The sequence below is a fragment of the Nocardia sp. NPDC004860 genome, from assembly GCF_040609015.1.
Taxonomy (GTDB): domain Bacteria; phylum Actinomycetota; class Actinomycetes; order Mycobacteriales; family Mycobacteriaceae; genus Nocardia.
The window spans coordinates 1-26,196 of sequence record NZ_JBEXJI010000025.1; the positions used below are offsets into that span (position 1 = coordinate 1).

Genomic DNA, 26,196 nt, shown 5'->3' on the forward strand with positions numbered 1-26,196 from the left:
CTCGAACACCGGCATCGGCACCCCGAGCACCGGCTCGACCGTCATCTCGAACGGCCCACCCGGCCCGGTCAGCTTCCCGGCCACCTGCGCGGCCAGAGCCTGCAGATCAACAGCGTTGGTCATGAATCAAGTCCTCGAATCCGTTGGGTAGCAGCGTTATCCGAGCGTCTTGTGCGGGACGCCGACGATCAGTCCGCCGTCGATCACGTGCTCCGCGCCGGTCGTGTAGCTCGATTCGTCGCTGGCCAGGTAGACGATGAGATTGGCGACCTCATCGGCGGTGGCGGCGCGGCCGAGCGGGATCTGCAGAAAGTCCTCGGGGATGCCCTCGGTCATCGGTGTGCGCACCATGCCGGGGTGGACCGAGTTCACGCGAATATTGTGCTGCGCCAGCTCGAGTGCGGCCGATTTGGTCAATCCGCGGACCGCGAACTTGGTGGCGGTGTAGCCATGCAGTCCGACGCTGCCGCGCAGGCCCTCGACCGACGAGATATTGACGATCGACCCGACGCCGGCATTCATCATCGCCGTGGCCGCGGCCTGAATGCCGAGGAAGGTACCGGTCAGATTGATGTCGACGATCTGCTGCCAGGCCGCCAGTTCGAAGTCGACGATGGTGTTGCCGTTGACGATTCCGGCATTGTTCACCAGGACGGTCAGCGAACCGAACTCCTCGACGGCGACACTCACGGCCCGCTTCCAGTGCTCGGGGTCGGTCACGTCCAGGTGAACGAAGCGAGCCGCCGGACCCAATTCGGCCACCAGCGCTCTGCCTTCGGTCTCGAGCAGGTCGCCGATCACCACGCGGGCTCCGTGCTCGACCAGAGCACGGGCATGCGCCGCGCCCATGCCACGCGCGCCTCCGCTGATGAGGGCCACCTTGCCCGCGACTCGCTTGTTCATGCTCAGGCCTTCCATTGAGAGCTTCTCGGTCATGAGGGCAGCTAAGCATGTCTTCAATCACTGTTTCAATCATTGATTGAAACAGTGGAATGAGGTAAGGCCCCGGTGGAACGAACCAGGGATTGCAGACTGTTCGCTCACTGCCCACTCATCGCCGATCGATGCCGTCAACGAGGGCAGCTCCCGGCATGTCGCCAGGTCACGCCACCAGCCGAACCGAAGCGAAGAAACACTCATCACGCAGGTCGGACCAGGTGCCGAGGCGCTCGGCACCGTGGGCATGCATGACTGGAGTGCATCTGTTTCAAAAATTTTGGTCGAGAGACCAATCGGTTGCGGCGTCGGCGTCGAATCATAATGGACAGTCGCTTTTGACGTAGGGATGTCCGGCATGGCCTCAGTCGAAGCTGCAACGGAGCAGACGGTGGTGCGCGGGGTTGAGTCGGCGGAGGGACCGCCAGGGAAGGGTTGCCGGTCGGTACAGCGGGGTCTGCGACGGGGTGTGGTCGATGCCGGGGTCGTCGACGTACTGGACCGTTCGCCGAGGAGTCGGGGGGCGATATCGGGGTCGGGGATGTTGCCATCGTGTATCGGTCGACGGTCGAGCGCCGGTCGAAGGTACCGCAACTGTTGTCCGGAAATTAGCCATCGGCGTAATGAGTCCCGAATCGGCCGACATCGGCTGTAATGATCTTGGCGGCGGACTCGACGTATTCAGCACTATGCGGGTGTTGGAAATGGTCCCCGCCCTGGCCTCGTTCGTGGTCCCCGGACCGGCGCGCGACAGCGTATCCGCCGGTCCTCGGGCGTTTTGAGTTCCTGAAATGAACGATATTTTGCGGAGGTCGAAATGCGCCAATCGAAGAGTGGCATCGAAGGCAGTCCCGACCGTTCCAAATCGTTGCCAACTGGCACATTTCAATCCTCCAGTCAATCCTCCAGGCACACACATTCGGGTAACAGTTCCAACACGCCCAGCAGTAATGCATCGCCGGCCGATATTCTTCCGCTGACCTCGGCGCAGCGGGGAATCTGGTTTGCCCAGCATCTCGCGGAATCCACGCCGATATCTGTCGCCCAATACGTCGAGATCGTCGGCGAGTTGGATGCGGAACTGCTTGCCGAGACATGCAGAACCGCCGGCCGGGAGTTCGGCTCCGGGCATATGCGCTTGATCGAGGTCGACGGAGAGCCCTGCCAGTTCGTCGACGAGGAAAATGGCGGCCCGGTATCGGTCATGGACCTGCGCCGGCACGTCGATCCCGTTGCGACCGCGCACAGAATGATGGTCGAGGATTATTCCGCTCCACTGGACCTGCTGAACGACAACCTCATGACGAGCATCGTGTTCCGGGTCGGCGAGGACCATTACCTGTGGTATCAGCGCGCACACCACATCGCGCTCGACGGATTCGCCGCGGTAACAATGCTGCATCGGATGACCGAGCTGTACAACGCTTGGGTGAAGTCCGAGGAGCCGGCGCCGTGCCAGGCACAGGACCTGCGGGAAGTCGTCGAGCAAGATCTGGCATACCGCGATTCGACGCGTCTGGACAATGACCGCGAACACTGGAGGGAGCACCTCGCGGGCGCACCTCCCGTCGTCAGTCTGGCCGCCCGCGTGAGCAAACCCACCATTCATCCCACGCTGGTCAGCACAGAGCTGGCCGACGACACCGCGCAGCTACTCGAAAACGTCGCGTTCGAGCACGAGTCGAGCGTGACTCCGATCATCGTTGCGGCGTTCGCGGCATATCTCGCGCGGATGACCGGAAGCGATGAAGTATTGCTGAGCCTGCCCGTGTCGGGTCGGCACTCTGCCGTGCTGCGCCGTTCCGGGGGGATGGTGGCAAATGTGGTCCCGCTGCGAGTGCAGGTCGCCGGCCAAAGCGTCGGTGAACTGATCGCCGCGGTGAAAAGCGAGTTGACGAGTGCACTCCGGCGGCAGCGCTACCGCCAAGAGGACATATTCCATGACATGGGGATTGCGCGCGACGAGGCGGCATCATTCGGGCCCGCCGTGAACCTCATGATGGTCGAGAACGAGGTTGTACTGGGCAACACGACAGGCCGCCTGCACGTCCTCACCTCCGGACCTACCGCCGACCTCTTCGTCAATATCTACCCGGGGGCGGGCAGAGAGAGCACCCATATCGACTTCCAGGGGAATCCGAATTCGTACAGCCCTGAAGAGCTCGCTGATCACCATCGACGGTTCCGCATGTTCATGCACGAATTCCTCGCCGGCGGAGCGGAATGCAAGGTCAGCAGACTGCCGCTACTCGAAATTCAGGAACGCTCTGCGCTACTACCCGTGCGAGGGCCCAGCGCGGTCGAAACACGGCTGCTTCCAGAGATTCTCACCGAAAGCGCGCGCCGGAACAGTGGCGGGTGCGCGATCGTCTCGGACGGCCAGACGATGACGTACGGCGAGCTGGACACCAGATCCTCGCAACTGGCCCGGCATTTGATCGCGCTGGGGTGTGGTCCGGACACGGCGGTGGCGATCATGCTGCGACGCTCGGTCGAATCGGTCGTGGCGACATGGGCGGTCGCGAAGAGTGGGGCGGCCTTCGTCCAGCTGGCCCCCGAGTACCCGTCGAAGCGGATAGACCACATGGTTGCCGACAGCGGCGCGACCGTGGCGATCACGGTCGACGCCCTGCGCGGGCGGCTCCCGCGGGGGATTCACCATGTGGTTCTCGACGACCCCGCGACCCTGGCCGACAGCGACACCGCGAGCGGGCCGATTTCCGATGTGGACCGCATCCGCCCACTGCGACCGTCCAACGTCGCCTATATGACCTACACCTCGGGATCCACCGGAGCGCCGAAAGGCGTGCAGGTCACGCACACCGGCCTCGCGAATCTCATTGCCGATCGCGCCTCCACGTACGGCATCGACACGAAATCCCGTGTGTCCTATGCCCTTTCGCCCAGTTTCGACGCTTCCCTGGAACAGTTTCTGACCTGCTTCGCGAACGGATCCACGTTGGTGATCGTGCCGCCGGAGGTGACCGGCGGTGAGTCGCTCACGCAGCTGCTGGCCGACGAGCACGTGACCCACCTGACGCTGACGCCCACGATGCTGGCCACGGTCGACCCGCAGCTGCCGACCGACGTGCAGGTGGTCGTGGTCGGGGGCGACGTATGCCCACCACACCTCGTCGAACGGTGGACCCTGTCGGCGTCCATGTACAACGAATACGGTCCCACCGAATCCACCGTGACCGCCACCGGCGCCATGCTGAGACCCGGCCGCGCCCACACGGTCGGTGGCCCCATCCGCGGCGTCTCGGCCATGGTGCTGGACCGGACGCTGCAGCCGGTGCCCAGGGGCACCGCGGGCGAGTTGTACCTCGCCGGGCCGGGATTGGCCCGGGGATACAGCCATCTGTTCGTCGAGACCGCCGCCCGGTTCGTCGCCGATCCGTACGGCGGCACCGGCGCGCGCATGTACCGCACCGGCGATATCGCGCGCTGGACCGGCGAGAACGGCGAGACGACGCTGGAGTTGATGGGCCGCAGCGACTTCCAGATCAAGATCCGCGGATACCGGATCGAACCGGGTGAAGTCGACGCCGCGCTCACCACACACGACGACGTGGACCTGTGCGTCACGGTGCCGGTGCAGAACAACGTCGGCACGACCGTGCTGGCGTCCTATGTCGTCCCGGTCAGCGGCCGTCGGATCGATCCGGTCGAAATCCTGCGCTTCGCTCGCGATTCGCTGCCGCCGCACATGGTCCCGGCGGTGGTCCTCCCGTTGGACAGCCTCCCGGTGAACGCCTTCGGCAAGCTCGATCGCCGCGCTCTGCCGAAGCCCGAATTCGGGGCCGCGCCGGTCGGGCGGGCACCGGCCACGGCCCGGGAAAAGACGATCGCACGGTTGTTCACCGAGGTACTCGGCGTGTCCCGGGTCGGGGCGGACGACAGCTTCTTCGCCCTCGGCGGCGACAGCATTCTGTCGATCCGGCTGGTGGCGGGAGCCAAGGCCGAAGGCCTGAGCTTCTCCACACAGGACGTGTTCGTACACAAGACCGTTGCGGGCCTGGCGGCCACGGCGACGGAAGTCGGCGATGCCCCCGGATTGGCCGAGTTGCCCGGTGGCGGCGTCGGGCCGATGCCGTTGTCGCCGATCATGCACGCAATGCTGGATCGGGGTCATTACGACCGATTTGCGCAGGCCGCACTGGTGCAGCTGCCCGAGGGGGTCGATCGAGCGGGTCTGGTACGCGCGCTGGGATCCCTGCTGGACCGCCACGACATGCTGCGCGCGGTGTTGCGCGGCGGCGATTCGGCCGATCGCTTCGTCGAGGTACTCGATCGGGAAGCGGTCGACCCGGAGGCCGCGCTGGTCGAAGTCCGGATCGATCGACGTGACGCCGCCGACGTCGACCGGCACCTGAACCGAGCCGCGGATCGATTGGACCCGGGCAACGGTGTGCTCGTGCAGGCCGTCTGGATTCACGATCGCAGCGGCTCTGGACCCGACCTGATGTGGTTGGTGATCCACCATCTCGCCGTCGACGCGGTGTCGTGGCGCATCATCCTCACCGACCTCGCGCAGGCCTGGGCGCAGGTCTCCGCCGGCGGCGAGCCGCATTTCGGCCCGCTCACCACCTCGTTTCGCCGGTGGGCGCACGGCTTGGTCGAGCAGGCCCCGGGCAGGCGGGCGGCGGAGCTCGACCTGTGGAAAGACGTCCTCGAGCGCGGCGATCAGCTACTCGGATCGCGTCGTCTGATCCCGGACCGTGACATCGGGGCCACGGCGGGCCGGGTCGATCAGCGTATCCCGGCAGCGGTTGCCGAGGCGGTGCTCACCACCATCCCGGACCGCTTCCACTGCAGTGCCAACGATCCGCTGGTGGCAGCTCTGGTGCTCGCCCTCGGTGAGTGGCGGCGCAGGCGCGGCACGGCGGCGGCCGGAGAGTTGATCTCGCTGGAAGGACACGGCCGCGAGGAGTCGGCCGTACCCGGCGCCGATCTGAGCGCCACCGTCGGCTGGTTCACCACCCGATTCCCGGTCCGGATCGATTGGGAGAACGTCGATCTCGATGATGCGCTGGCCGGCGGCGTGAGTGCGGGACTGGCGATAAGGCAGGTGAAGGAGCAGCTGCGCGCGGCGCCCGGCAACGGCATCGGCTATCAGGTACTGCGTCATCTCGACTCCCAGGGCCGCGCCGAGCTCGCAGAGCTGCCCGAACCTCAGGTCAGCTTCAACTACCTCGGGCGGGTGGGTTCCCGTGACCGCTCGGGGCCCTGGGCACCTACCACCGAATTCACCGCGCTGACCGCGACGAGCGATCCGGCGATGGCGCTGCCGGCCGTGCTCGATATCAATGCGATCGCCGAAGGAGGCAACGGCGGGCTCGAACTCGCTGCGACCTGGGAGTTCGCCTCACAGGTGTTGACGGGTGAGGAGGTCGACGAGCTCGCCGGGCTGTGGGCTCGGGCCCTGGGGGCGCTGGCCGATCACGTCCGATCCGAAACCACCGACAGCTTCACGCCATCCGACTTCCCGCTCACCGCGGTATCGCAGGACGATATCGACCGCTGGCTGCGGGAATACCCGTCGATGACCGATGTGTGGCCACTCACCGCCCTGCAGTCCGGGCTGCTGTTCCACACGATCTACGACCCGGACGGCGTCGACGGCTACATCGTGCAGGCGGCGCTGACGTTCACCGGGCAGGTGGATGGCGACCGGATGCGGCGGGCCGCGCAGGTGCTCATCGACCGGCACGACAGTCTCCGGACCGCGTTCGTCGAGAGTGACGATGGGCCACGGCAGATCGTATTGCGCGACACCACGATCGATTGGGGCGAGTCGAATATCAGCGGTGTCGGCCGGCAGGCGGAAGCACTGCGGCGACTCGCGACGGCGGCCGCGGCCCCGTTCGATCCGGCCCGCCCGCCGCTGGTGCGTTTCCACCTCGTCCGCACCGGCGTCGATATGTTCCAGTTGCTGGTCACCAACCACCACCTCGTGCTCGACGGCTGGTCGATGCCCCTGCTGATCCACGAGCTACTCGCGCTGTACATATCCGACTGCGATACGGCCCAGCTCCCACCCCCTCATTCGTACCGTGAGTATCTGCAGTGGCTGCAGGCTCAGGACCGAGACGCCGCGACCGCCGCGTGGCGGGAGATGCTCGCCGGAATCGACAGTCCGACACGCATCACGAACGGGCCGGATCGGACCGTCACCGCGCATGCCGACGAAGTCGGCCTGAACCTGGACGCCGCGACCACCGCCGCGATTCTCGGCCTCGGCCGCTCGCATGGCGTCACCCCCAACACGGCCCTGCACGTGGCGTGGGCATTGCTGGTGGCCGTCCAGGCCGGACGGCCGGACGTGGTGTTCGGCAATACGGTGTCGAACCGCCCGCCGCGGATTCCGGATGTCGAGCGCATGGTCGGGCTCATGGTCAACACGCTGCCCGTCCGCGTCCGGCTCGAACCCGACGAGACCATCGGCGACCTGCTCGTCCGCGTGCAATCCGAGCAGGCGGCGATGCTGGATCATCAGCACATCGGCTTGGCGGAGCTGCAGCGGGCCGCCGGCATCACCGACATGTTCGATACCGCGACGGTGCTCGAGTCCTATCCGTTCGACCGGGAACTGCTGGCACACGATCTCTCCGACGCCGGATTGCGGCTCGTCGAGATCGTCGCGCACGATGCCACGCCGTATCCGCTGAGCCTGCAGGTGACCCCGCCGCGGTCGAGTCGTGAGGGCGGACCGGACACCGGCGAGGCCGGAACCTACACGGTGACACTGAAATTCGCCACCGAACGATTCGACTCGGACGAGGCCCGCACGCTGCTCGAACGCTTCGAGTTGCTGCTCACGCAGATCGTCGGCGATCCCGCCCGGACGGTCTCCTCGATCTCCTCCTGCTGGGATTCCGAACGCGCGCAACTGCTTTCGGTCGGCAGCGAGCAGCCGGCCGCGGACCTCGTGCTCCGCGACATCCTGTCGGGGACCGCGCGGAGGTATCCGGATGCCGTGGCTGTCCGGTGCGGTGACAGCATGTGGACCTATCGTGAGCTGGAGCGTCGCGCCGACGCGTTCGCTCGCCTGCTGGTCGGGCGCGGTGCTCGCGCCGAGTCGATCGTCGCCTTGGCCCTGCCCCGCTCGGCCGAACTCGTCGTCGCGATCTGGGCGGTGGCGACAACAGGTGCCGCCTTCCTGCCGTTGGATCCCGGCAACCCCGCCGCGCGGATCGGGGAGTTGCTGTCCGACTCGCGGACCACGCTGGGTGTGACGACAAGCGCTGTGGCACAGCAGCTTCCGGATACCGTCGACTGGTTGATCCTGGACGCTGCCACATCGGACCCTCACGAGGGTCTCCCCCGCCCGTCCGGAATGGCCGGGGGCGACCGCCTGTCGGCCGACAATGCGGCATACGTGATCTACACATCCGGATCGACCGGCACGCCGAAGGCGGTCCACCTCAGCCATCGAGGTCTGGCCGATCTGGTCGCGGCGCAGGCCGATGCCTTCGCACCGACTCCGGATTCGGTGGTGTTGCAGGTCGCGTCGCCGGGATTCGACGCCTGCGTGTCGGAGTTGCTGTTGGCGCACAGCAGCGGCGCCTGTCTCGTGGTGGCGCCGCCGGAGGTATTCGCCGGGACCGACCTCGAGGAATTGCTGCGGTCGCAGCAGGTTTCGCACGCGATCATCACCCCGTCCGTGCTCAACACCATGGATCCGTCCCGGATACCGTCGCTGACATCGCTCGCGGTCGTCGGTGAATCGGTCGGGCCGGACACCGTGAGCCGGTGGGCCCCGGGGCGACGGCTGATGAATCACTACGGGCCGACCGAGTGCACGATCTGGGCAACGGGATCGGATGTCCTCGCACCCGGCGCCCCGGTGACGATCGGTGGCCCGATCCGGGGCGCGTCCGCGATGGTGCTGGACCCGTGGCTGCGACCGGTGCCGGTCGGTGTCGCGGGCGAACTCTATATCGGCGGACCCGGACTCGCCCGCGGATACGTCGGTCGCCGGGGCGTGACCGCGTCCCGCTTCGTCGCGGATCCGCGATCGACCCGCGGCGAACGGATCTACCGCACCGGTGATTCCGTGCGCTGGGTGCGCGGACCCGCCGGGTTGGCACTGGAATATCTGGGCCGCTGCGATCAGCAGGTCAAGATTCACGGCCTGCGGATCGAGCCGGGGGAAATCGATGCGCACGTGGCCCGGCGCCCGGACGTGGCGAGCGTCGCCACCGTGGCGGTGAAAGGGCCTGCCGGCGAACCGGTTCTGGTGTCCTATGTCGTCTCCGCGCCGGGCGCTGCAGTCGATGTGGCGGCCATCGAAGGCGATCTCGCGGGCAGGCTGCCGCGCTATATGAATCCCGCGGCGATCGTGCGGCTGGAGGAGATGCCGCGCACGCCCACGGGCAAGGTCGATCGGAAGGCCTTGCAGCAGCGCGCCTTCGATGCCGGTGCCACGGGCGGCAGACCGCCGTCGACGCCGACGGAGCAGGTCGTGGCGAAACTCTTCGCCGATGTGCTCCATCTCGACACCGTGTCCGCCGACAGCAACTTCTTCGCCCTCGGCGGGGACAGCATCGTCTCGATGCGGCTGGTGGCGCTGGCGAGATCCGCCGGGCTCACGCTGACGCCGCGAGATGTGTTCGAAGGCAAGACAGTTGCTGCTCTCGCCGTGATGGCGGGCGGCGACGCGGCTCCGGTGACCATCGAGGAACCCCCGCGGCTCCCGAAAGCGGATCGCGCGTATCGCGCCTCGGATTCTTCGCTCGTCGCGCTCACCCAGCAGGACATCGATCGGCTCGAGCGGCAGTACCCCGGGCTGTCCGACGTATGGCCGTTGTCGCCCATGCAATCCGGGATGCACTTCGACTCGACGTTCGATCCGGATGCGGCGGACGATTACACCGTCCAGACGATGATCGGATTTTCCGGCGCGGTCGATGGTGAGCGCCTGCGGCGTGCCGCGCAGGCCGTCGTCGACCGGCACGACATCCTGCGGGCCGCTTTCGCGGAGACATCGGCCGGGCCGTGCCAGATCGTGCTGGACCATGCCGACGTCGACTTCCGGGAGATCGATCTCGCCGCTGGCGGCGATGCGGAATCCCCGGCCGACCCGGAATCGATTGCCGCGGCGGACGCGGCGGCGGGATTCGACCTGTCGGCTCCCCCGCTGTTGCGCTTGACGCTGATCCGTCTCGATGCGGAGTCCTTCCGGCTGCTCGTCACGAATCACCATGTGATCCTGGACGGCTGGTCGATGCCGCTGCTGATGCGAGAACTGCTCGACTACTACGGTTCTCCCGAACATATCGACTCCGCCGGACCCGCGCCCTCCTACCGCGACTATCTGGCCTGGCTGGGTAGGCAGGACAGCGCGGCATCCAAAGCGGCATGGGCGCAAGCCTTTTCGGATGTCGATGCACCCACCCGGGTGTCCCGCGACGCCGACGCGGCGGGCGCGGTATCCGCCGCCGCGGTCGGGGCCGAGGTGACGGCGGATCGTTTCGGAGCACTCCGTCGCGTGGCGGCGGAGACGGCCGTCACCATCAATACGGCCGTGGCCGCGGCCTGGGCCCTGAATCTGCGGGTACTCACCGGCGAGACCGATGTGATCTTCGGTTCCTCGGTGTCGGGCCGCCCCCCGGAACTGCCGCTGGTCGATCAGGCGCTCGGCATGTTCCTGAATACGATTCCCGTGCGCGTCCCGCTCGAACCCACGATGACGGTTCGCGAGTTGCTGATCGGCATTCAGGAGCGGCACGCCCGCATGCTGGAGCATCACCATATCGGCCTGCCCGAGATCCACCGCAGTGCCGGCCTGCCCGAACTCTTCGACACCGCCCTCACCTTCCAGTCGTTCCCCGTCGACCGGACGGCACTGCAGCAACTCGTCGATTCGGCGGGCCTGCGGGTGAACGAACTCAGTGAACTGGACGCGACACCGTACCCGTTGAGCCTGATCGTGGAACCCACGCAGTCCGAGCACGGCCAGCCACAAGGACTGCGGATCACCCTCCGGTTCCATGACCGTGAATTCGACACCGTCTCGGCGCGCCGCATCCTCGACCGCTTCGTCGAGTTGCTGTGCCGGTTCGCCGCGAACGCCGATACGCGACTCGGTGAGCTACCGCTCGACGAGGAACCGCGGCCATCGTGGCCGGATTCCCGTGCGGAAGCGACGATCCCGGACACGCTGGACCGGATGCTCGCCGACTCCGCTGCCGCCGATCCCGACGCGATCGCCGTGCGATACGGCACGACCACCATGACCTACCGCCAGCTCGACGAGCGATCCACCCGGCTGGCCCGGGTCCTGCTGCGGCACGGCGCCCGGCGGGGACAGGTCGTCGCCGCCGTGCTGCCGCGTTCCCCGGCGGCGACAGTCACCGTGTGGGCCGTGGCGAAGACCGGTGCCGCATTCCTGCCGATCGATCCGGCCCTGCCCTCGGAGCGAATCGAATTTCTGCTGTCCGACTCGGGAACCGTGCTCGGACTGACCGATACGTCCGCCGGGAAACGTCCTCCCGGCGGAGTCGAGTGGCTGATCCTCGACGAGGACCAGGCGCTCGGGACCGTGGACTCGGCGCCCGCCCTGCCGATCACCGATGCCGAACGCGGCGGGCCGATCCGGCGGGATCAGATCGCCTACGTGAGCTACACCTCCGGGTCGACCGGAACGCCCAAGGGCGTACTCGTCAGCCATCGCGGCCTGGCCGAAATCGTCGCGGCGCAACGGCGACTGTTCGGCGCCGACCCGATGTCGGTGGTCCTGCAGGTCGCCTCGCCCAGCTTCGACGCCTCGGTGTTCGAGTTGTTGATGGCGCACGGTTCGGGCGGCCGGCTGGTCATATCTCCCGCCGAGATCTACGCCGGCCCCCAATTGGCGGATCTGATTGCGCATGAACGTATTTCGCACGCCATCGTGACCCCCTCGGCGCTGGCGACGGTCTCGCCCGACGGTCTCGACGGGCTGCGGGTGCTCGCGGCAGCCGGTGAGCCGGTCGGAACCGAACTGGTCGATCGGTGGGCGCCGCGCCGCACCATGGTCAATCTGTACGGGCCGACCGAGACCACGATCTGGGCTACCACCAGCGCTGCGTTGGCGCCCGGTGCCGCGATCACGATCGGCAGGCCGGTCGGTACCGTCGCGGCCGTGGTCCTCGATACCTGGCTGCGACCCGTACCGGACGGTATCGCGGGCGAGCTGTACCTGTTCGGCGCCGGACTGGCCGATGGCTACGTCGCCAGGACGGGGTTGACCGCGGCGCGGTTCGTCGCATGCCCGTTCGAGGGGCCGGGTCAGCGCATGTACCGCACCGGTGACGTGGTGCGCCGCAGCGCCGATGGCGAATTGGAATTCCTGGGACGCAACGATTTTCAGGTCAAGGTGCACGGCACCAGAATCGAGCTCGGGGAGATCGACGCGGCGCTGGGCGCGCGTGCGGATGTGGCATACGCGGTCACCGTGCCGCGCCGCGAGGACGGCCGGTCGGTGCAGCTGGTGTCCTATGTCATGCCCGCGGCCGGAACCGAGGTATCGGGCGCGGAGTTGCGTGCGGCACTGGCCGAGACGCTGCCCCGGACCATGGTGCCGTCCGCGGTGATCGTGCTGGACGAGGTACCGCTGACCGCCAACGGGAAGCTGGATCGTGAGCGGCTGCCCGAGCCGGTTGCCGTCGTGCGCGAGTTCCGGGCACCGGCACCGGGGATGGAAGAGCTGGTCGCGCGAACATTCGAGCAGGTGCTCGACGTGGACGGGGTGGGCGCCGACGACGACTTCTTCGCGCTGGGCGGCGATTCGCTGAGCGCCTCGCTGGTGGTGGGGCGCCTGGGTGCGGCCTTGAACGTGCGAGTGCCGGTGCGATCGGTTTTCGAGGCGCCGACCGTCGCCGAATTGGCCACGCGCACTGGGTCACTCGGCGATGGGGGCCGCTTGCCCCTGGTGTCCGGCGTGCACCCCGACCCCGTGCCGCTGTCGCTGGCGCAGCAGCGGATGTGGTTCCTGAACCGGTTCGAGCCGGATTCTCCGGCCTACAACATTCCGGTGATGCTGCGGTTGTCGGGGCGGCTGAACACCGAAGCGCTGGCGGCCGCGCTCGCGGACGTGGCCGCACGGCACGAAGTCTTGCGGACGATCTATCCGGAAGTCTCCGGTGAGCCGCGGCAGGTCGTCGTCGACGAGCCCGCGGTGCCGGTGGAGCCGGTGCGGGTATCAGCGGATGCGGTCCCGGACGTGGTGGGCGAGTTCGTGCGACGCGGATTCGATGTGACCGCCCGAGTGCCGATGCGAGTCGGATTGTTCGAGCTCGACGCCGAACCCGGCAGTGACACAGGAGAATTCCTGCTCGTGCTGGTGGTCCATCACATCGCCGGCGATGGTCAGTCGATGGGCCCGCTGGCCCATGACGTGATGGTGGCGTATGCCGCGCGGCTGGCCGGGCACGCGCCGGAGTGGGAGCCACTCGCGGTGCAGTACGCGGATTTCGCGTGGTGGCAACGGCAGATGCTGGGGGCCGCAGACGATCCGGCGTCGTTGATGTCCACCCAGCTGGACTTCTGGCGCTCGACGCTCGCCGGCGCACCGGACCGGCTGGACCTCCCGGCGGACCGGCCACGCCCGGCCGTCGCCTCGCTGTCGGGCGGCCGGATACCGCTGGAGATCGGTGCGAGGCTGCACGAGCAGCTGCTCGCGCTGGCACGGTCGCGGGGATCGTCGCTGTTCATGGTGATGCATGCCGCGCTGGCAACGGTTCTGGGGCGGCTCGGCAACACCGAGGACATCGTGATCGGCACCCCGGTCGCGGGGCGGGGCGAGCCCGGCCTGGACGAGCTGGTCGGGATGTTCGTGAACACGCTGGCATTGCGGACCCGGGTGGATACCGGCGAGCCGTTCACCGAGTTGCTGACGCGCGCGCGTGACACGGACCTGCTGGCATTCGAGCACGCGGATGTGCCGTTCGAGCGGGTCGTGGAGGAGCTGAAGCCGGAGCGATCCGCGGCGCGGCATCCGTTGTTCCAGGTGGTCCTGGCGTTCCAGAACCTGTCGAACGTCGAGGTAACACTGCCCGATGTCCGGGTCGCCCGGGCGGAGGTGGATACCGGGGCGACCCAGTTCGACCTGCAACTGGTGCTGTCGGAATCGTTCGATTCCGGTGTGGCGCAAGGTATCTCGGGAATGATGAGCTATGCACGGGATCTCTTCGACGAGGAGACCGCGGCGGGAATCGCCCGGCGGCTGGTGCGGGTCCTGGAAGCCGTCGTCGACGATCCGGCCATTGTGGTCGGGGACATCGACTGGCTCGACGCCGACGAGCGCTCGGCGCTCACCTCGCGGGTGGGCAAACGCACCTCGGCGGCGTCGGAGCCGTGCGGATCGCTGCCGGAGGTGTTCGCCTCGGCCGTCCGGGACAACGGCGACGGTATTGCCGTCGTCGCGGGAGATGCCACGTTGTCGTATGCACAGCTGGACGAGCGATCGAGCCGGCTGGCGAGGTTGCTGATCAGCCGAGGCGCCGGACCGGAGAATTCGGTGCTGGTGGCGGCAGCGCGGTCGATGGAGTCCGTCGTCGCGTGGTGGGCGGTGGTGAAGTCGGGTGCGGCCTTCGTGCCGGTCGACCCCAGCTATCCCGAAGGCCGGATCACGCAGATGGTGGCGGATTCTGGTGCGACGCTGGGCGTGACGGTGTCGTCGGCAGCTGCCGGGATGCCCGATACGGTGGACTGGATCGTGCTCGACGACGAGGCCGTGGCCGCACGGATCGACGGGTTGGCGAGCGGCCCGGTCGGCGATGACGAGCGACTCCGGCCGCTGCGGGCCTCGAACGTTGCCTACGTGATCTTCACCTCCGGATCCACCGGGGTGCCGAAGGGCGTCGCCGTCACCCATTCCGGCATCGCCGATTTCGTCTCGTGGCTCCGCGCCGCCCTCGACCTCCGGCACACGTCCAGGGTGTTGCATTTCGCGTCGCCGTCGTTCGACGCCGCCCTGCTGGAGACCGTGATGGCGGTCAGCCGGGCCGGTGCGCTGGTCGTGGCGCCGACGGGGATCTACGGCGGTGCAGAGTTGGCCGAGCTCTTGCGCGTGCAGCGGGTGACCCATGCCTTCATGACCCCTGCCGCGCTGGCGTCGGTGGATCCGGCCGGGCTGGACCACGTGCGGGTGGTGATGTCCGGCGGTGACGAAGTCCCGGCGGATCTGGTGAACCGTTGGGCGGGAACCGATCCCGCCGGCGCCCGGACGTTCCGGGAGCTGTACGGGCCGACCGAGGCCACGATTGTCGCCACGGCGACGGGTGCGCTGCGATCGGGTGACCGGCCGACGATCGGTGCCCCGCTGCCGGGCATCCAGGCGCTGGTCCTGGATGCCCGGATGCAGCCGGTCCCGGTGGGGGTGGCCGGAGAGTTGTATCTGGCAGGCCCGGCACTGGCGCGCGGGTACCTGGACAAGGCGGCGGTGGGTGCGGCGCGTTTCGTGGCGCACCCGTTCGGGGAACCCGGGCGCCGCATGTACCGCACCGGTGATGTGGTGCGCTGGAATGCCGGCGGCGACCTGGAATTCCTGGGGCGCAACGACTTCCAGGTGAAGATCCGCGGCTACCGGGTCGAGCTGGGCGAGATCGACGCCGCGCTGAGCGCGCGGGCGGACGTGGCATACGCGATCACGACGCCGTGGCATACGGGCACGGGTTCGGCGCAGCTGGTGTCCTATGTGGTGCCCGAAATCGGGACGAGCCTCTCGAGCGAGGAGTTGCGGGCGGCGCTGGCCGAGATGCTGCCGTCGTACCTGGTGCCCGCCGCGGTGATGATCCTCGACGCGATCCCCTTGTCGCCGAATGGAAAGCTCGACCGCGCGGCCCTGCCCGCACCCGTCGTGCAGGCCAGGCGATTCCGGGCCCCGGCGTCACCGGTGGAGGAGATAGTGGCCGGCGTCTACGCCGACGTTCTCGGCATCGACGGTCCGATCGGCGCCGACGACGACTTCTTCGAACTGGGTGGCAACAGCCTGGTGGCGACTCGCGTCGCCGCCCGGATCGGTGCCGCGCTCGACGCGACCGTCCCGGTGTCGATGATCTTCGAGGCGCCGACGGTCGCGAGGTTGGCCGCGCGCGCCGAATCGCGGGCCCACACCGGGCGGGTGGCGCTGACCGCACAGCCACGGCCGCAGCGCATTCCCCTGTCGTACGCACAGCAACGGATGTGGTTCCTGAACCGGCTCGAGCCCGGCTCGGCCGCCTACAGTATTCCGATCATCCTGCGGCTGTCCGGAGAGCTGGATCTCGACGCGCTGCGCGCGGCCATCGCGGATGTGCTGAACCGGCACGAGGTATTGCGGACCGTCTACCCGTATGCCGAGGGCGAGCCGTCGCAGGTCGTCCTGCGCACAGCCGAGGCGATTCCGCCGGTCACCGTGACCCCGGTGACGGAATCGGAACTGGCCGAATCGTTGTCGGTCTCCGTCTCGACGGTGTTCGATGTGACGGTCGACGCACCGTTGCGGATCCGGTTGTTCGAGCTCGGGCAGCACGAGTGGGTCCTGGCCGTGGTGGTGCACCACATTTCCTGCGACGGGTCGTCGCTCGGCCCGCTGGCCCGGGACATGATGTCCGCGTACACCGCACACCTGCTCGGGGAGACACCGAGCTGGCCCGTGCTGCCGGTGCAGTACGCCGACTACGCGATCTGGGAGCGAACGGTGCTGGGGACCGAACACGATCCCGACTCGGTGCTACGCGCCCAGATCGACTACTGGACACTCGAATTGGCGGAGCTTCCGCCGTTGCTGGAGCTACCGACCGACCGGCCGCGGCCGCCCGTGCAGACCTATGCGGGCGCGACCGTGCCGATCACCGTCGGTGCCGATCTGCACGCGGCATTGCAGCAGGTCGCGCGAGCACACAACACGACGCTGTTCATGGTCTTCCACGCGGCGCTGGCGGCCACGCTGGCCCGGCTGGCCGACATGGACGACATAGCGATCGGCACTCCGTACGCGGGACGCGGCGAGCCCGAACTCGACGATCTGGTCGGGATGTTCGTCAACACCCTGGTGCTGCGGACCCGGTTGACCCCGGGAATGACGTTCACCCAGCTGCTCGAGCACGTGCGCGGGACCGATCTGGCCGCGTTCGGGCACGCCGATGTGCCATTCGAGCGGCTGGTGCAGGAGCTGAACCCGGTGCGGTCGCACGCTCACCATCCGCTGTTCCAGGTGATGCTGGCATTCCAGAACCTCGCCAAGGCCGAGTTCGACCTGCCGGGGCTCTCGGTATCGGCCGTGACGGCCGAGACCGACACCGCGCTGTTCGATCTGCTGGTCACGGTGTCGGATTCCTACGACTCCACCGGTGCCCCGGCCGGCATCAGCGGCGCGGTCACGTACGCGAGCGACCTCTTCGACGCGGCCACGGTGACCAGGATCGCCGATCGCCTGCTGCGATTGCTCGGCGCACTGGCGGCCGATTCGACGCAGCCGGTGCACGAGGTGGATCTACTCGGCACCGATGAACGCGAAGCCGTTCTGACGCAGTGGAATTCGACCGATCACCGGCTCCCTCCGGACGAGACGCTCGCCTCGGTCTTCGCCGACTCGGTGCGGGCGCATGCCGATCGGCCCGCGGTGGTATTCGGCGAACAGTCGCTGAGTTATGCGGAATTCGCTTCTCGCGTATACCGGTTGGCGCGGTGGTTGATCGGCCGTGGAGTGGGTCCGGAGTCGTTGGTGGCGCTGCGTATGCGGCGTTCACTGGACCAGGTCACCGCCATGTACGCGGTGCACGCCGCCGGCGGTGGGTACGTGCCGGTCGATCCGGACCTGCCGGCCGACCGCATCGAGTACATGCTGTCGATCGCCGCGCCGGTGTTGGAACTCTCGTCCCTCGATGGGCTGGAGCTGTCCGGATTCGATGACGCGCCGGTCACCGACGCCGATCGGCTCGGACCGCTGCGACCGCACAACGTCGCCTACGTGCTCTTCACTTCGGGGTCGACCGGCCGGCCGAAAGGTGTTGCGGTATCGCATTGTTCGGTGGTGAACCAGTTGCGGTGGCACGCCGAGACCTACGCGTTGACGTCGAACGACGTGGTGCTGCAGAAGTCCCCGGCTACGTTCGACATGTCGGTATGGGAGGTGTTCACGACCCTGGCGATGGGGGCGCGGCTGGTGATCGCGCGCGCCGACGGGCATACCGACCTCGCGTATCTCGCCGAAACCATTGCTGCCCAGCGGGTCACGATCACCGCCCTCGTACCGTCGATGCTGGCGGTATTCGCGGACGCGGTGCCGGCGGAGTCGCTGGAGTCGGTGCGGACGCTCCTGGTGGGTGGTGAGGCATTCGGGCCCGATGTGGTGGCCGACGTGCGGCGAACCTGGCCCGGGGTCGAGTTGCACAACCTGTACGGGCCGACCGAGTTCACCGTGGCCGCAACCGCGCATCGGGTGATCGAATCCGACAGCGGCACCATGCCGATCGGCTCACCGGTATGGAACGCGCGGGCATACGTACTCGACGACCGGTTACATCCGGTACCACCCGGTGTCGCCGGGGAACTGTACCTGGCGGGCGCCCAGCTCGCGCGCGGCTATCAGTCACGTCCGGGCCTGACCGCGGAACGGTTCGTGGCCGACCCCTACGGTGACGGCGGACGCCTGTACCGCACGGGCGACCTGGTGCGCTGGCGCCACAGCGGCGAATTGGAATACCTGGGCCGCACCGATTTCCAGGTGAAGCTGCGCGGCCTGCGTATCGAACTCGGTGAAATCGAGGCCGTACTCGCCGAGCACCCGGGCGTCGCCCGCGCGATCGCCGTGGTGCACACCACCGGTACGGCGGACCATCTCGTCGGCTACGTGGTGCCCGCCGCGGGCGCGACGATCGACGCCGCGGCGGTCCTGGCGCACGCGGCAAGCGAACTGCCCGACTATATGGTGCCCACCACGGTGATGGCGCTCGACACGGTGCCCCTCACGGTGTCGGGCAAGTTGGACCGTGCGCGACTACCCGAGCCGGTGCTCGCGGTGCGAGAGTTCAGGGAGCCCTCGTCGTGGCTGGAAGAGGAGGTCGCGCGGGCCTTCGAAGCGGTACTCGGTGTGGAACGGGTGGGCGCCGACGACGACTTCTACGCCTTGGGTGGCAACTCGCTGAAGTCGGTGCAAGTGGTGAGCGAGTTGCGCAAGGGACTCGACTACGAGGTTCCGATCAGCTGGATGTTGTCCGATCCCTGCCCGGCCGACCTGGCGAAGCGGATCGAATCCGGAATGCGCTCCGGTACCACCGTCGAGCGGACCGACATCGGCTTCGACGTATTGCTGCCGATCCGGACCGGCGGTGAGCAACCGCCACTGTTCTGTATCCACCCGGCCCTGGGCCTGTCGTGGTGTTACCGCACATTCGACAGGTACCTTGCCGCCGGCCGGCCGATCTACGGCATTCAGGCGCCGCAGATCGGCGGCGAGGACCCCGGTCCGACGTCGATCCGGGACATGGCGGAACGCTATTTCGAGGAGATTCGCGCGGTTCAGCCACACGGCCCCTATCACCTCCTCGGCTGGTCGCTGGGTGGCGTGATCGCCCACGCGATTGCCGTCGAGATGCGCGCCGCCGGTGAAGAGGTCGCGCTACTGGCACTGCTGGATGCCGAAGTGGGCGGTGTCGACGAGTCGACGGTCCGCGCCGTCACGGCCGGAGAGCTGATCAGCAATCTCGGCCCGGTCATGGGCGTCGATTTCGTGAGCGCCGATGCGACCGCCGAGGAGGCTGCCGATCTGATCGAACGGCACTTCGGGGGCGGCCTGGGCATCGACGCCGCCAGGATCGAGCGCCTGACCGACGCCTACAACCTGGCGATCCGGGCAGCCAGTGCGTGGCGTCCGGCGGTCCTGGACAGCGACATGCTCTATTTCACCGCGACACAGGACAGGCGATCCGATGCTGCGGGTCACGAGGGGTGGGCGCAGGTCGTCCGTGGCCGGATTTCGACCTTCGACATCGATGCGGCCCACCTCGCGATGACCGAACCGGGCGCGGTTGCTCAGATCGCCCGGATTCTCAACACACGATTGGAGCGATGACCGCGTCCTTCAGGGCGACGTGACGGGCGCGCCGGATCCATCGGCCGGGCCGCCCGGCGGCGGGAGGGGCGAAGCGAGGCCCAGTATCGCCCCGACCGACGCCCCGAGCGCCCCACCGAGCAGGGCGGCCGGTCCGGCGACGACCGCCACGCCGACAGCCGCGCCGAGGAGCGGGCCGACAACCAAACCGGTTGGCAGGAACGGGATACCGACGACGAACCCGGCGGCCGCCCCGACCAGGCCCGCACCTATCGCGACGGGCGCGGACACTCCCGCGCCGAGGCCTGCACCGATTGCCGCACCGACGCCCGCATCGACGACGGCGACGGAGCATCTCTGGGGATCCACCGGGAGGTACGCGCAGAACGACTGGACCGGTTGCTGATCCACGGCCGGCATCGAGTCCGCCGCGTCCACATTGTCGATTCCGGCCCAACCCGCGGCGGCAAGCGGATTCGCCGGGCCGAAGGCTGGATCGCCGCTGCTCATATCGACCGCGGGTGCGACGCCGACCCGCGACTGGACGAGCGGAGCGAGTTCGGTCGGCAGCGCGAACGGATCCTGCCCCTGCGCGAATTGCCTGAGCGATAGCCAGTCCGCTGTCGTGGGTAGCGCGGCAGGTGGCGGCGCGGTGCCATCCGGGGATGCCGCGGCGACTCCGGTTCCGAGGATGACGGCAACCGGCAAAAAACTCGCAATCAATAGTGGACGTGAGCGGCACCAACGGCTGGCTTCCGGCATTCCGCACCTCCTGGACTCAAAGCTTCTCTACATCGAGCATTTGTCGTACGGCGTAGATAGCTTAAGCGGCAGGCACGGCCGGATCGGGAAGAAATGCCGAATTCCATGCGCACCTGGCAAATCCGTGGCCGTACCAGACGTTGCGCAGCACCCTCCGCTTCCGAATGCATCCGGCCGATATCCCGCTAACCGCGCCAGCCGTCAGCTACTTGTCATCGAATTACTCAGTTCGAGCCAGCGCTGCACTCCTGACCACGGACCTGAACCCGGGCAAGGGCGGTGAGCGAATCGCAATGCCGACGACTCCTATGAGAATTGGCGGCGCCGGATTCTCATCGAATCGCCGCTTTCTTCAGCGCCGCGAAACGAGCAAGTGCCACACACGTTCCACGAAAGCTCGACGCGGAGAGACCACGTATGCGAACTGCCCGCCACCGCTGCCATATGGCTCACCGATGCACCACGGGCGGGGTTGGTTCAGGTCGAGTTCACAGATGCCGAATGGGGCTGTTTCCGGGACGCGCTGGAATCCATTCTGCTGCTGGCGTTGTGGAGCGAAATCGGAGGCATTTCCGAGGCATCGCACAAATGGTGGCTGCCCTCTGGTCTTCTTCGGTGATGCCGTAGTGGCCATTGCGATAGTCACCCGACCGAGAACGAGGACGGGTCCCGCACCATCATGACGGCCTGGATCCGCTACCTCGACACCATGATCAAGCAGGGCGGCGTCTCGCTGTTCGCCGAACGCAATCTCATGGTCGACTGGACCGCCACGCGCCCCAGCTCCCCTGAGTCCCGCGGCACATCGATCGGACGCGGATCTCCCACTTGTGCAATCTATTTCGAAACGTTCGGGGTCACTGCGAAACGTGGCGGTAGTAGAGGGCCATGCGTGCGATGTGGTCGCCGTCGGCCGCGACGGTGAGATGGTCCATGGCGTATCGGACCGCGTCGTAGCCGTCGACTCGCGCTTGGAGTTCGAAGGCGATTCGGTTGTCCTGCTCGATCCACCCGGCGGCGGTGACCCTGGGAGTGACCGCGAGGATGGTCTTCTCATAGAAGCCGCGAATCTGCTCGGAACCGGCGAAATGCCCGAACGGATTGAGCAACTCGGCATTGTCGGCGAACAGTGCGACGATGCCATCGAGGTCACCGGCGTTGACCCTGTCCACATAGCGGTCGGCGAGTTGTCGAGCTCTGCCCATGGAAACAACTTTCTTCTGCACGAGGGTCTGGTTGACGAGTGCCGCAGGGCAGCAATGGATTCGGTCAGCGTGCGGTCATGCGCAGCGGCAGGTGACGCAGTCCGGTGTGGCGGCTGCTGCGTGTCCACTCGACCGGTCCGGCGAGTTCGAAGCCGTCGAAGCGGGCGAACAGCTCCTCGAATACGACCCGCATCTCCAACCGGGCCAGATGCGCGCCGAGGCAGAAATGAATGCCTTGTCCGAATCCCAAGTGCGGGTTGGGGTCTCGATGGATATCGAAGCGGTCGGCATGGTCGAATCGAAGCTCGTCACGGTTGGCCGAGGCCTCCCAGACCAACACTTTCTGACCCGGCTCCAGCCGGTGCCCGGCCAGTTCGGCGGGGCGGGTGACGGTGCGGCGCTTGGACGGAGACGGCGCGGTCCAGCGCACGATCTCCTCGATAGCGACCGGCAGCAGTTCCGGGTTGTCACGCAATTCGGCCAGCTGCGAAGGGTTTTCGATCAGCGCGAGAAGTCCGGCCGCGATGGCGTTGCGGGTGGTGTCGGAGCCGCCGGAGAACAGCAGATTGAAGAACGATCGCAATTCCTCGTCGGACAGGCGCGGCGGGTCCTCGTCCGGCATCTCCGCGTGGACGACCAGCGACAGCATGTCCGCGCCCGGATCTGCCCGGCGCTTGGCGATCTGCGCCAGGCCGTACTCGTAGAGTTCCCCTATAGCCGCCGTCCGTTCCGGGCTCGTGGTCAGGTAGTCCTGGCCGTCGGGAATGTCGAAGACATGCTCGATGAGCCCGAACAGACGGTGACGATCCGCCTCGGGGATGCCCAGCAGGAAGCAGATCGCCTGCATCGGAAGCTCGGCCGCGATCTCGGTGAGGAAGTCGTGGTCGCCGCCAGTGACGACGGTGTCCAGCAGGCGCCCGGTACGCGCCCGCAGATCCTCTTCCAGGTTGCGAACCGTCCTGGGCGTCAAGCCTTTCGACACCAGACGCCGAATCCTGGAGTGCCGCGGATCGTCCATCATGTTCAACACCACACCCGCCATCGGCAGGTCCTGCAGCACGGTGCCGCCGTAGGGCCGGTCGCCGCCGGTCTCGGAGGAGTAGGTCGCGGGACTGGTCAGAACCTCCTTGGTCTCGGCGTAGGTCGCCACCGACCAGAACCCCTCACCGTCGGGAGTGTGCGCAGTGGGCTCGTGCCAGTACACGGGAGATTCGGTGCGGTGCAGGGCGAACAGGCCGTGCGGGAAGCCCGCGGCGAAGTTGTCCAGATCGGTGAGATCCACGGACGAGAGCGACTCAGCCATGGGTTACAAGCTATACACTTCTGGATAAATCTGTAAAGCACCTAGGATGACCCACTGTGACAGCTCCGAAGTTGGCCTGGGGTGGGGATCCACCCATGGACGGCGCGGGCGCGCGGCAGCGGCTCGTCGAGGCCGCCGCCCGATGCCTGATCCGGTTGGGGCGCGCGCGTACGTCGATCAGCGTGGTTGCCGCCGAGGCGCGGGTCTCACGACCGACCGTCTACGCGCACTTCAGCGGCCGCGAAGAGTTGATCGAACTCGCCGCGACGCATGTCTCGGCCGGGTTGTTCCAGCACATCGTCGACGAGGCGAGCCATGCGTCCACGGCAGCGGATTTCGTGGTGGAGGCCACCGTCGCGGGCGCGCGGCTACTGCGTGAAACCCAGCGGACCGCCCTGTCTTCGGCAGACTCCGCCGACGCCGAGTGGCTCGCCACGCTGATGACACCGGAGTCACTGCGCCTGGCCCGGCATTATCTCGAACCCATCCGCCGATACGAGCCCGACCTGGAACTGGATCTCGACGAAATCGCCGAAACGACTATCAGATTCCTCATCTCGATCCTGCAATTCGACACCCCCGCCACCAGCGACTCCGAACGCCTGCGCGGCTACCTGCGCCGCCGACTCGTACCCGCTCTCGGGCTGAAGACCCGGCCATAACCGCGACCGGCTCGACCGAGGTCAGTGCCTCCGGCGTTCCCGGCCTCGCACCCACCGCCGCGCGGCACGCACCCCGGCTGCGGCCGACGCCGGCTCTTCGAATGGCGTGTGCGCAAGGGTGGGTTCGACAGAACCTCGCGAAAGCTCGGCCCCGGTGTGGGTCGTGGGAGGACGATGATGGCTGTGGGGGCCGATCCGGCCGTCACGGCTCGAAGACGGAGAACCAACCTAGTGCGGTGCGGATCCGGCTGATCCGTGCCGAGGAAGGGTGCGCATCATGTCGACGCCGACCACACCGAGCATTGTCTTCGCTCACGGTTTGTGGGCCGACGGGTCCTGCTTCAGCAAGGTGATTCCCACATTGCAGGCGGAGGGGCACGAGGTGGTGTCCACGCAGAACAGCCTCGACACCTTGGAAGGTGACGTCGCCGCGGTCAAGCGGGCGTTGGGCCGGGTGAGCAGCCCGGCCATCCTCGTCGGTCACTCGTACGGCGGCACCGTCATCACGGCCGCGGGGACCGATGACCGTGTCGCGGGACTCGTCTACATCGCCGCGCTCGCCCCGGACGAGGACGAGACGTCGCAGAGTCTGCAGGCCAAGTTCCCCACGACGGATCTGTTCGCGCACATCGAGATCGCCGAGGGTCGAATCTGGTTGCGACCGGACGGTATCGAGTACTTCGCGGGCGATCTCCCCGAACAGGAGCAGCAACTCGTGCTGGCGACCCAGGGCGTACCCACCGCGGACCTCTTCGACCAGCAGGTCTCGGGCACCGCATGGAAGTCGAAGCCGAGCTGGTACATCGTGGCCGGCAACGACCGCACCGTGCATCCCGAGTTGGAACGCTTCTGCGCGAAACGCATGAACGCCAGCACCTACGAGGTGGCCAGCAGCCATGTCCCCATGCTGTCCCAGCCCGGCCTGGTGATCGACGTCATCCGCACCGCCGCGAAATCCTGCCAGGAGGCGTAAAGGGGAGACCTCAGGTGTCGGTGGGCCATCCGATCGCGTCGAAGACCGCCAGCGGGTCGAGGTAGTCGCGCCAGTGCACGATCTTGCGATCGGCGATGGTCAGCACCGAGATATAGCGGTTGGCGTAGACGGCACCGGTGGCGACGGTGCGGCCCTGGGATGCGTATTCGAGAACGACGACGCCGGTGTCCTTGTCGTGGTGGACGGCCAGGTCGTGGCAGCGGTCGAGGACGAAGGTCTCGCCGTAGGGGCGATACAGGTCGGCGACGGCTTGCCGGCCGATCACCCGGCGTGGATAGCCGGGAACCGTGATCACGTATTCGATGACGACATCCTCGGCGAGCATGTCGAAGAAATGGTCGCCGTCCACGAGGCCGTCGACGCCTTGCTCGATGATTCGGAAGAACGGGTCCAGGGCACGGAAATCCTCGAGATTGCCGATCCGGGTCATCGGGATGTCTCCTCACCCCAGGCCGCTGCCGTGCGGTGAGCAAAATCGGTGAAGTCCGTTGGCGCCGAACCGGTTACCTTCTCCACATCACCGGTCGGCCGTGAACCATGTCCGGATGCGATGGTTTCGGTCAGCATGCGCAGCACCGACGCATACTCGTCCGGAATTCCGCCCGCGATGGCGGCGGCGATCCATTCATCGCGGTCGATGTCGAGATGAGTCACCGTGGTACCCGAGACGCGGCTGATGATGGCGGCCGCGTCCGCGACGGTGATCGCTTCCGGACCGGTGAGCGTGTACTGCGCGCCCGCGTGCGCGAGCGGATCGGCGAGGGTCGCGCTCGCGACCGCGGCGATGTCGTCCGCATCGATGAACGCCTCCGCGCCATTGCCGGTGGGGACCGCGATGACTCCGTTGACCGGAGCCAGGAAGGTTTCGCTGAAGTTCTGCATGAACCACGCCGGGCGCAGGATCGTGTGGCCGAGCCCCGGGCGACCGATCAGGTCGAGTTCCACACTGCGCGTGGCCATTTCCGGTGGCGCGGCGTCGACCCCGTAGGCGCTGAGATAGGTGATGTGACCGACGCCGGCGACCTCGGCCTGATCCAGGAACGCCGAGACCTGCCCGGCGAAGTCGATACGCCCGACCGGACCGACGAGATAGACCCGCTCGGCACCCGCGAGCGCGGGTGCATGGGTGCGGGAGTCGTCCCAATCGAAGCGGACGTCGGCGCCGGTTCGGGCCGCGGTGCGCACCCCGATCCCGGCCGCGCGCAGCTTGCTCGCCACGCGCGAACCGGTCTTACCGGTGGCGCCGAGCACGAGGGTGATAGCAGTCGGATTCTTCATACGATCATCCTGGCGGCGTCGATTGAGCTTATCAATGT

The 26,196-nt window shown here is 67.3% G+C and carries 9 protein-coding genes; 3 read left to right on the forward strand and 6 right to left on the reverse strand.

Going from position 1 to position 26,196, the window contains the following annotated elements:
• Positions 1 to 156: 156 nt before the first annotated feature.
• Positions 157 to 903: a glucose 1-dehydrogenase gene (locus ABZV44_RS33480; RefSeq protein ID WP_354845290.1), complete on the reverse strand. Its 747-nt coding sequence runs from the start codon at positions 901 to 903 to the stop codon at positions 157 to 159.
• Positions 904 to 1,753: 850 nt separating this feature from the next.
• On the opposite strand from ABZV44_RS33480, the gene ABZV44_RS33485 reads away from it, so the two are divergent.
• Positions 1,754 to 19,975 (forward strand): amino acid adenylation domain-containing protein, encoded by an 18,222-nt coding sequence (locus tag ABZV44_RS33485; RefSeq protein ID WP_354845293.1) that lies wholly within the window; start codon positions 1,754 to 1,756, stop codon positions 19,973 to 19,975.
• A 9-nt stretch (positions 19,976 to 19,984) separates the two neighbouring features.
• Here the strand turns inward: ABZV44_RS33485 and ABZV44_RS33490 are convergent, their stop codons facing one another.
• The 3 genes from ABZV44_RS33490 to ABZV44_RS33500 form a co-directional block, all read right to left on the reverse strand.
• Complete coding sequence (locus tag ABZV44_RS33490) at positions 19,985 to 20,677, reverse strand: hypothetical protein (RefSeq protein ID WP_354845296.1); 693 nt, start codon at positions 20,675 to 20,677, stop codon at positions 19,985 to 19,987.
• 896 nt (positions 20,678 to 21,573) lie between these two features.
• Positions 21,574 to 21,921: a nuclear transport factor 2 family protein gene (locus ABZV44_RS33495; protein ID WP_354845298.1), complete on the reverse strand. Its 348-nt coding sequence runs from the start codon at positions 21,919 to 21,921 to the stop codon at positions 21,574 to 21,576.
• A gap of 64 nt (positions 21,922 to 21,985) precedes the next feature.
• Positions 21,986 to 23,224 carry a cytochrome P450 gene (locus ABZV44_RS33500; protein ID WP_354845301.1) on the reverse strand — a complete coding sequence of 413 codons (1,239 nt, stop codon included), beginning with the start codon at positions 23,222 to 23,224 and terminating at the stop codon, positions 21,986 to 21,988.
• 56 nt (positions 23,225 to 23,280) lie between these two features.
• Between ABZV44_RS33500 and ABZV44_RS33505 the strand changes: the two genes are divergently transcribed.
• Together ABZV44_RS33505 and ABZV44_RS33510 are read left to right on the forward strand one after the other, a co-directional pair.
• A complete protein-coding gene (locus tag ABZV44_RS33505; protein WP_354845304.1) occupies positions 23,281 to 23,886 on the forward strand; it encodes a TetR/AcrR family transcriptional regulator in 606 nt (201 codons plus the stop codon).
• Positions 23,887 to 24,163: 277 nt separating this feature from the next.
• Positions 24,164 to 24,859: an alpha/beta hydrolase gene (locus tag ABZV44_RS33510; RefSeq protein ID WP_354845306.1), complete on the forward strand. Its 696-nt coding sequence runs from the start codon at positions 24,164 to 24,166 to the stop codon at positions 24,857 to 24,859.
• A 10-nt stretch (positions 24,860 to 24,869) separates the two neighbouring features.
• On the opposite strand, the gene ABZV44_RS33515 is transcribed toward ABZV44_RS33510, so the two are convergent.
• Both ABZV44_RS33515 and ABZV44_RS33520 read right to left on the reverse strand, forming a co-directional pair.
• Positions 24,870 to 25,310: a nuclear transport factor 2 family protein gene (locus tag ABZV44_RS33515; RefSeq protein WP_354845308.1), complete on the reverse strand. Its 441-nt coding sequence runs from the start codon at positions 25,308 to 25,310 to the stop codon at positions 24,870 to 24,872.
• Entirely contained in the window at positions 25,307 to 26,158 is an 852-nt protein-coding gene (locus ABZV44_RS33520; protein ID WP_354845311.1) for an NAD(P)H-binding protein, read from the reverse strand. Before ABZV44_RS33520 ends, ABZV44_RS33515 begins: the two co-directional genes overlap by 4 nt.
• Between the last annotated feature and the right edge of the window lie 38 nt (positions 26,159 to 26,196).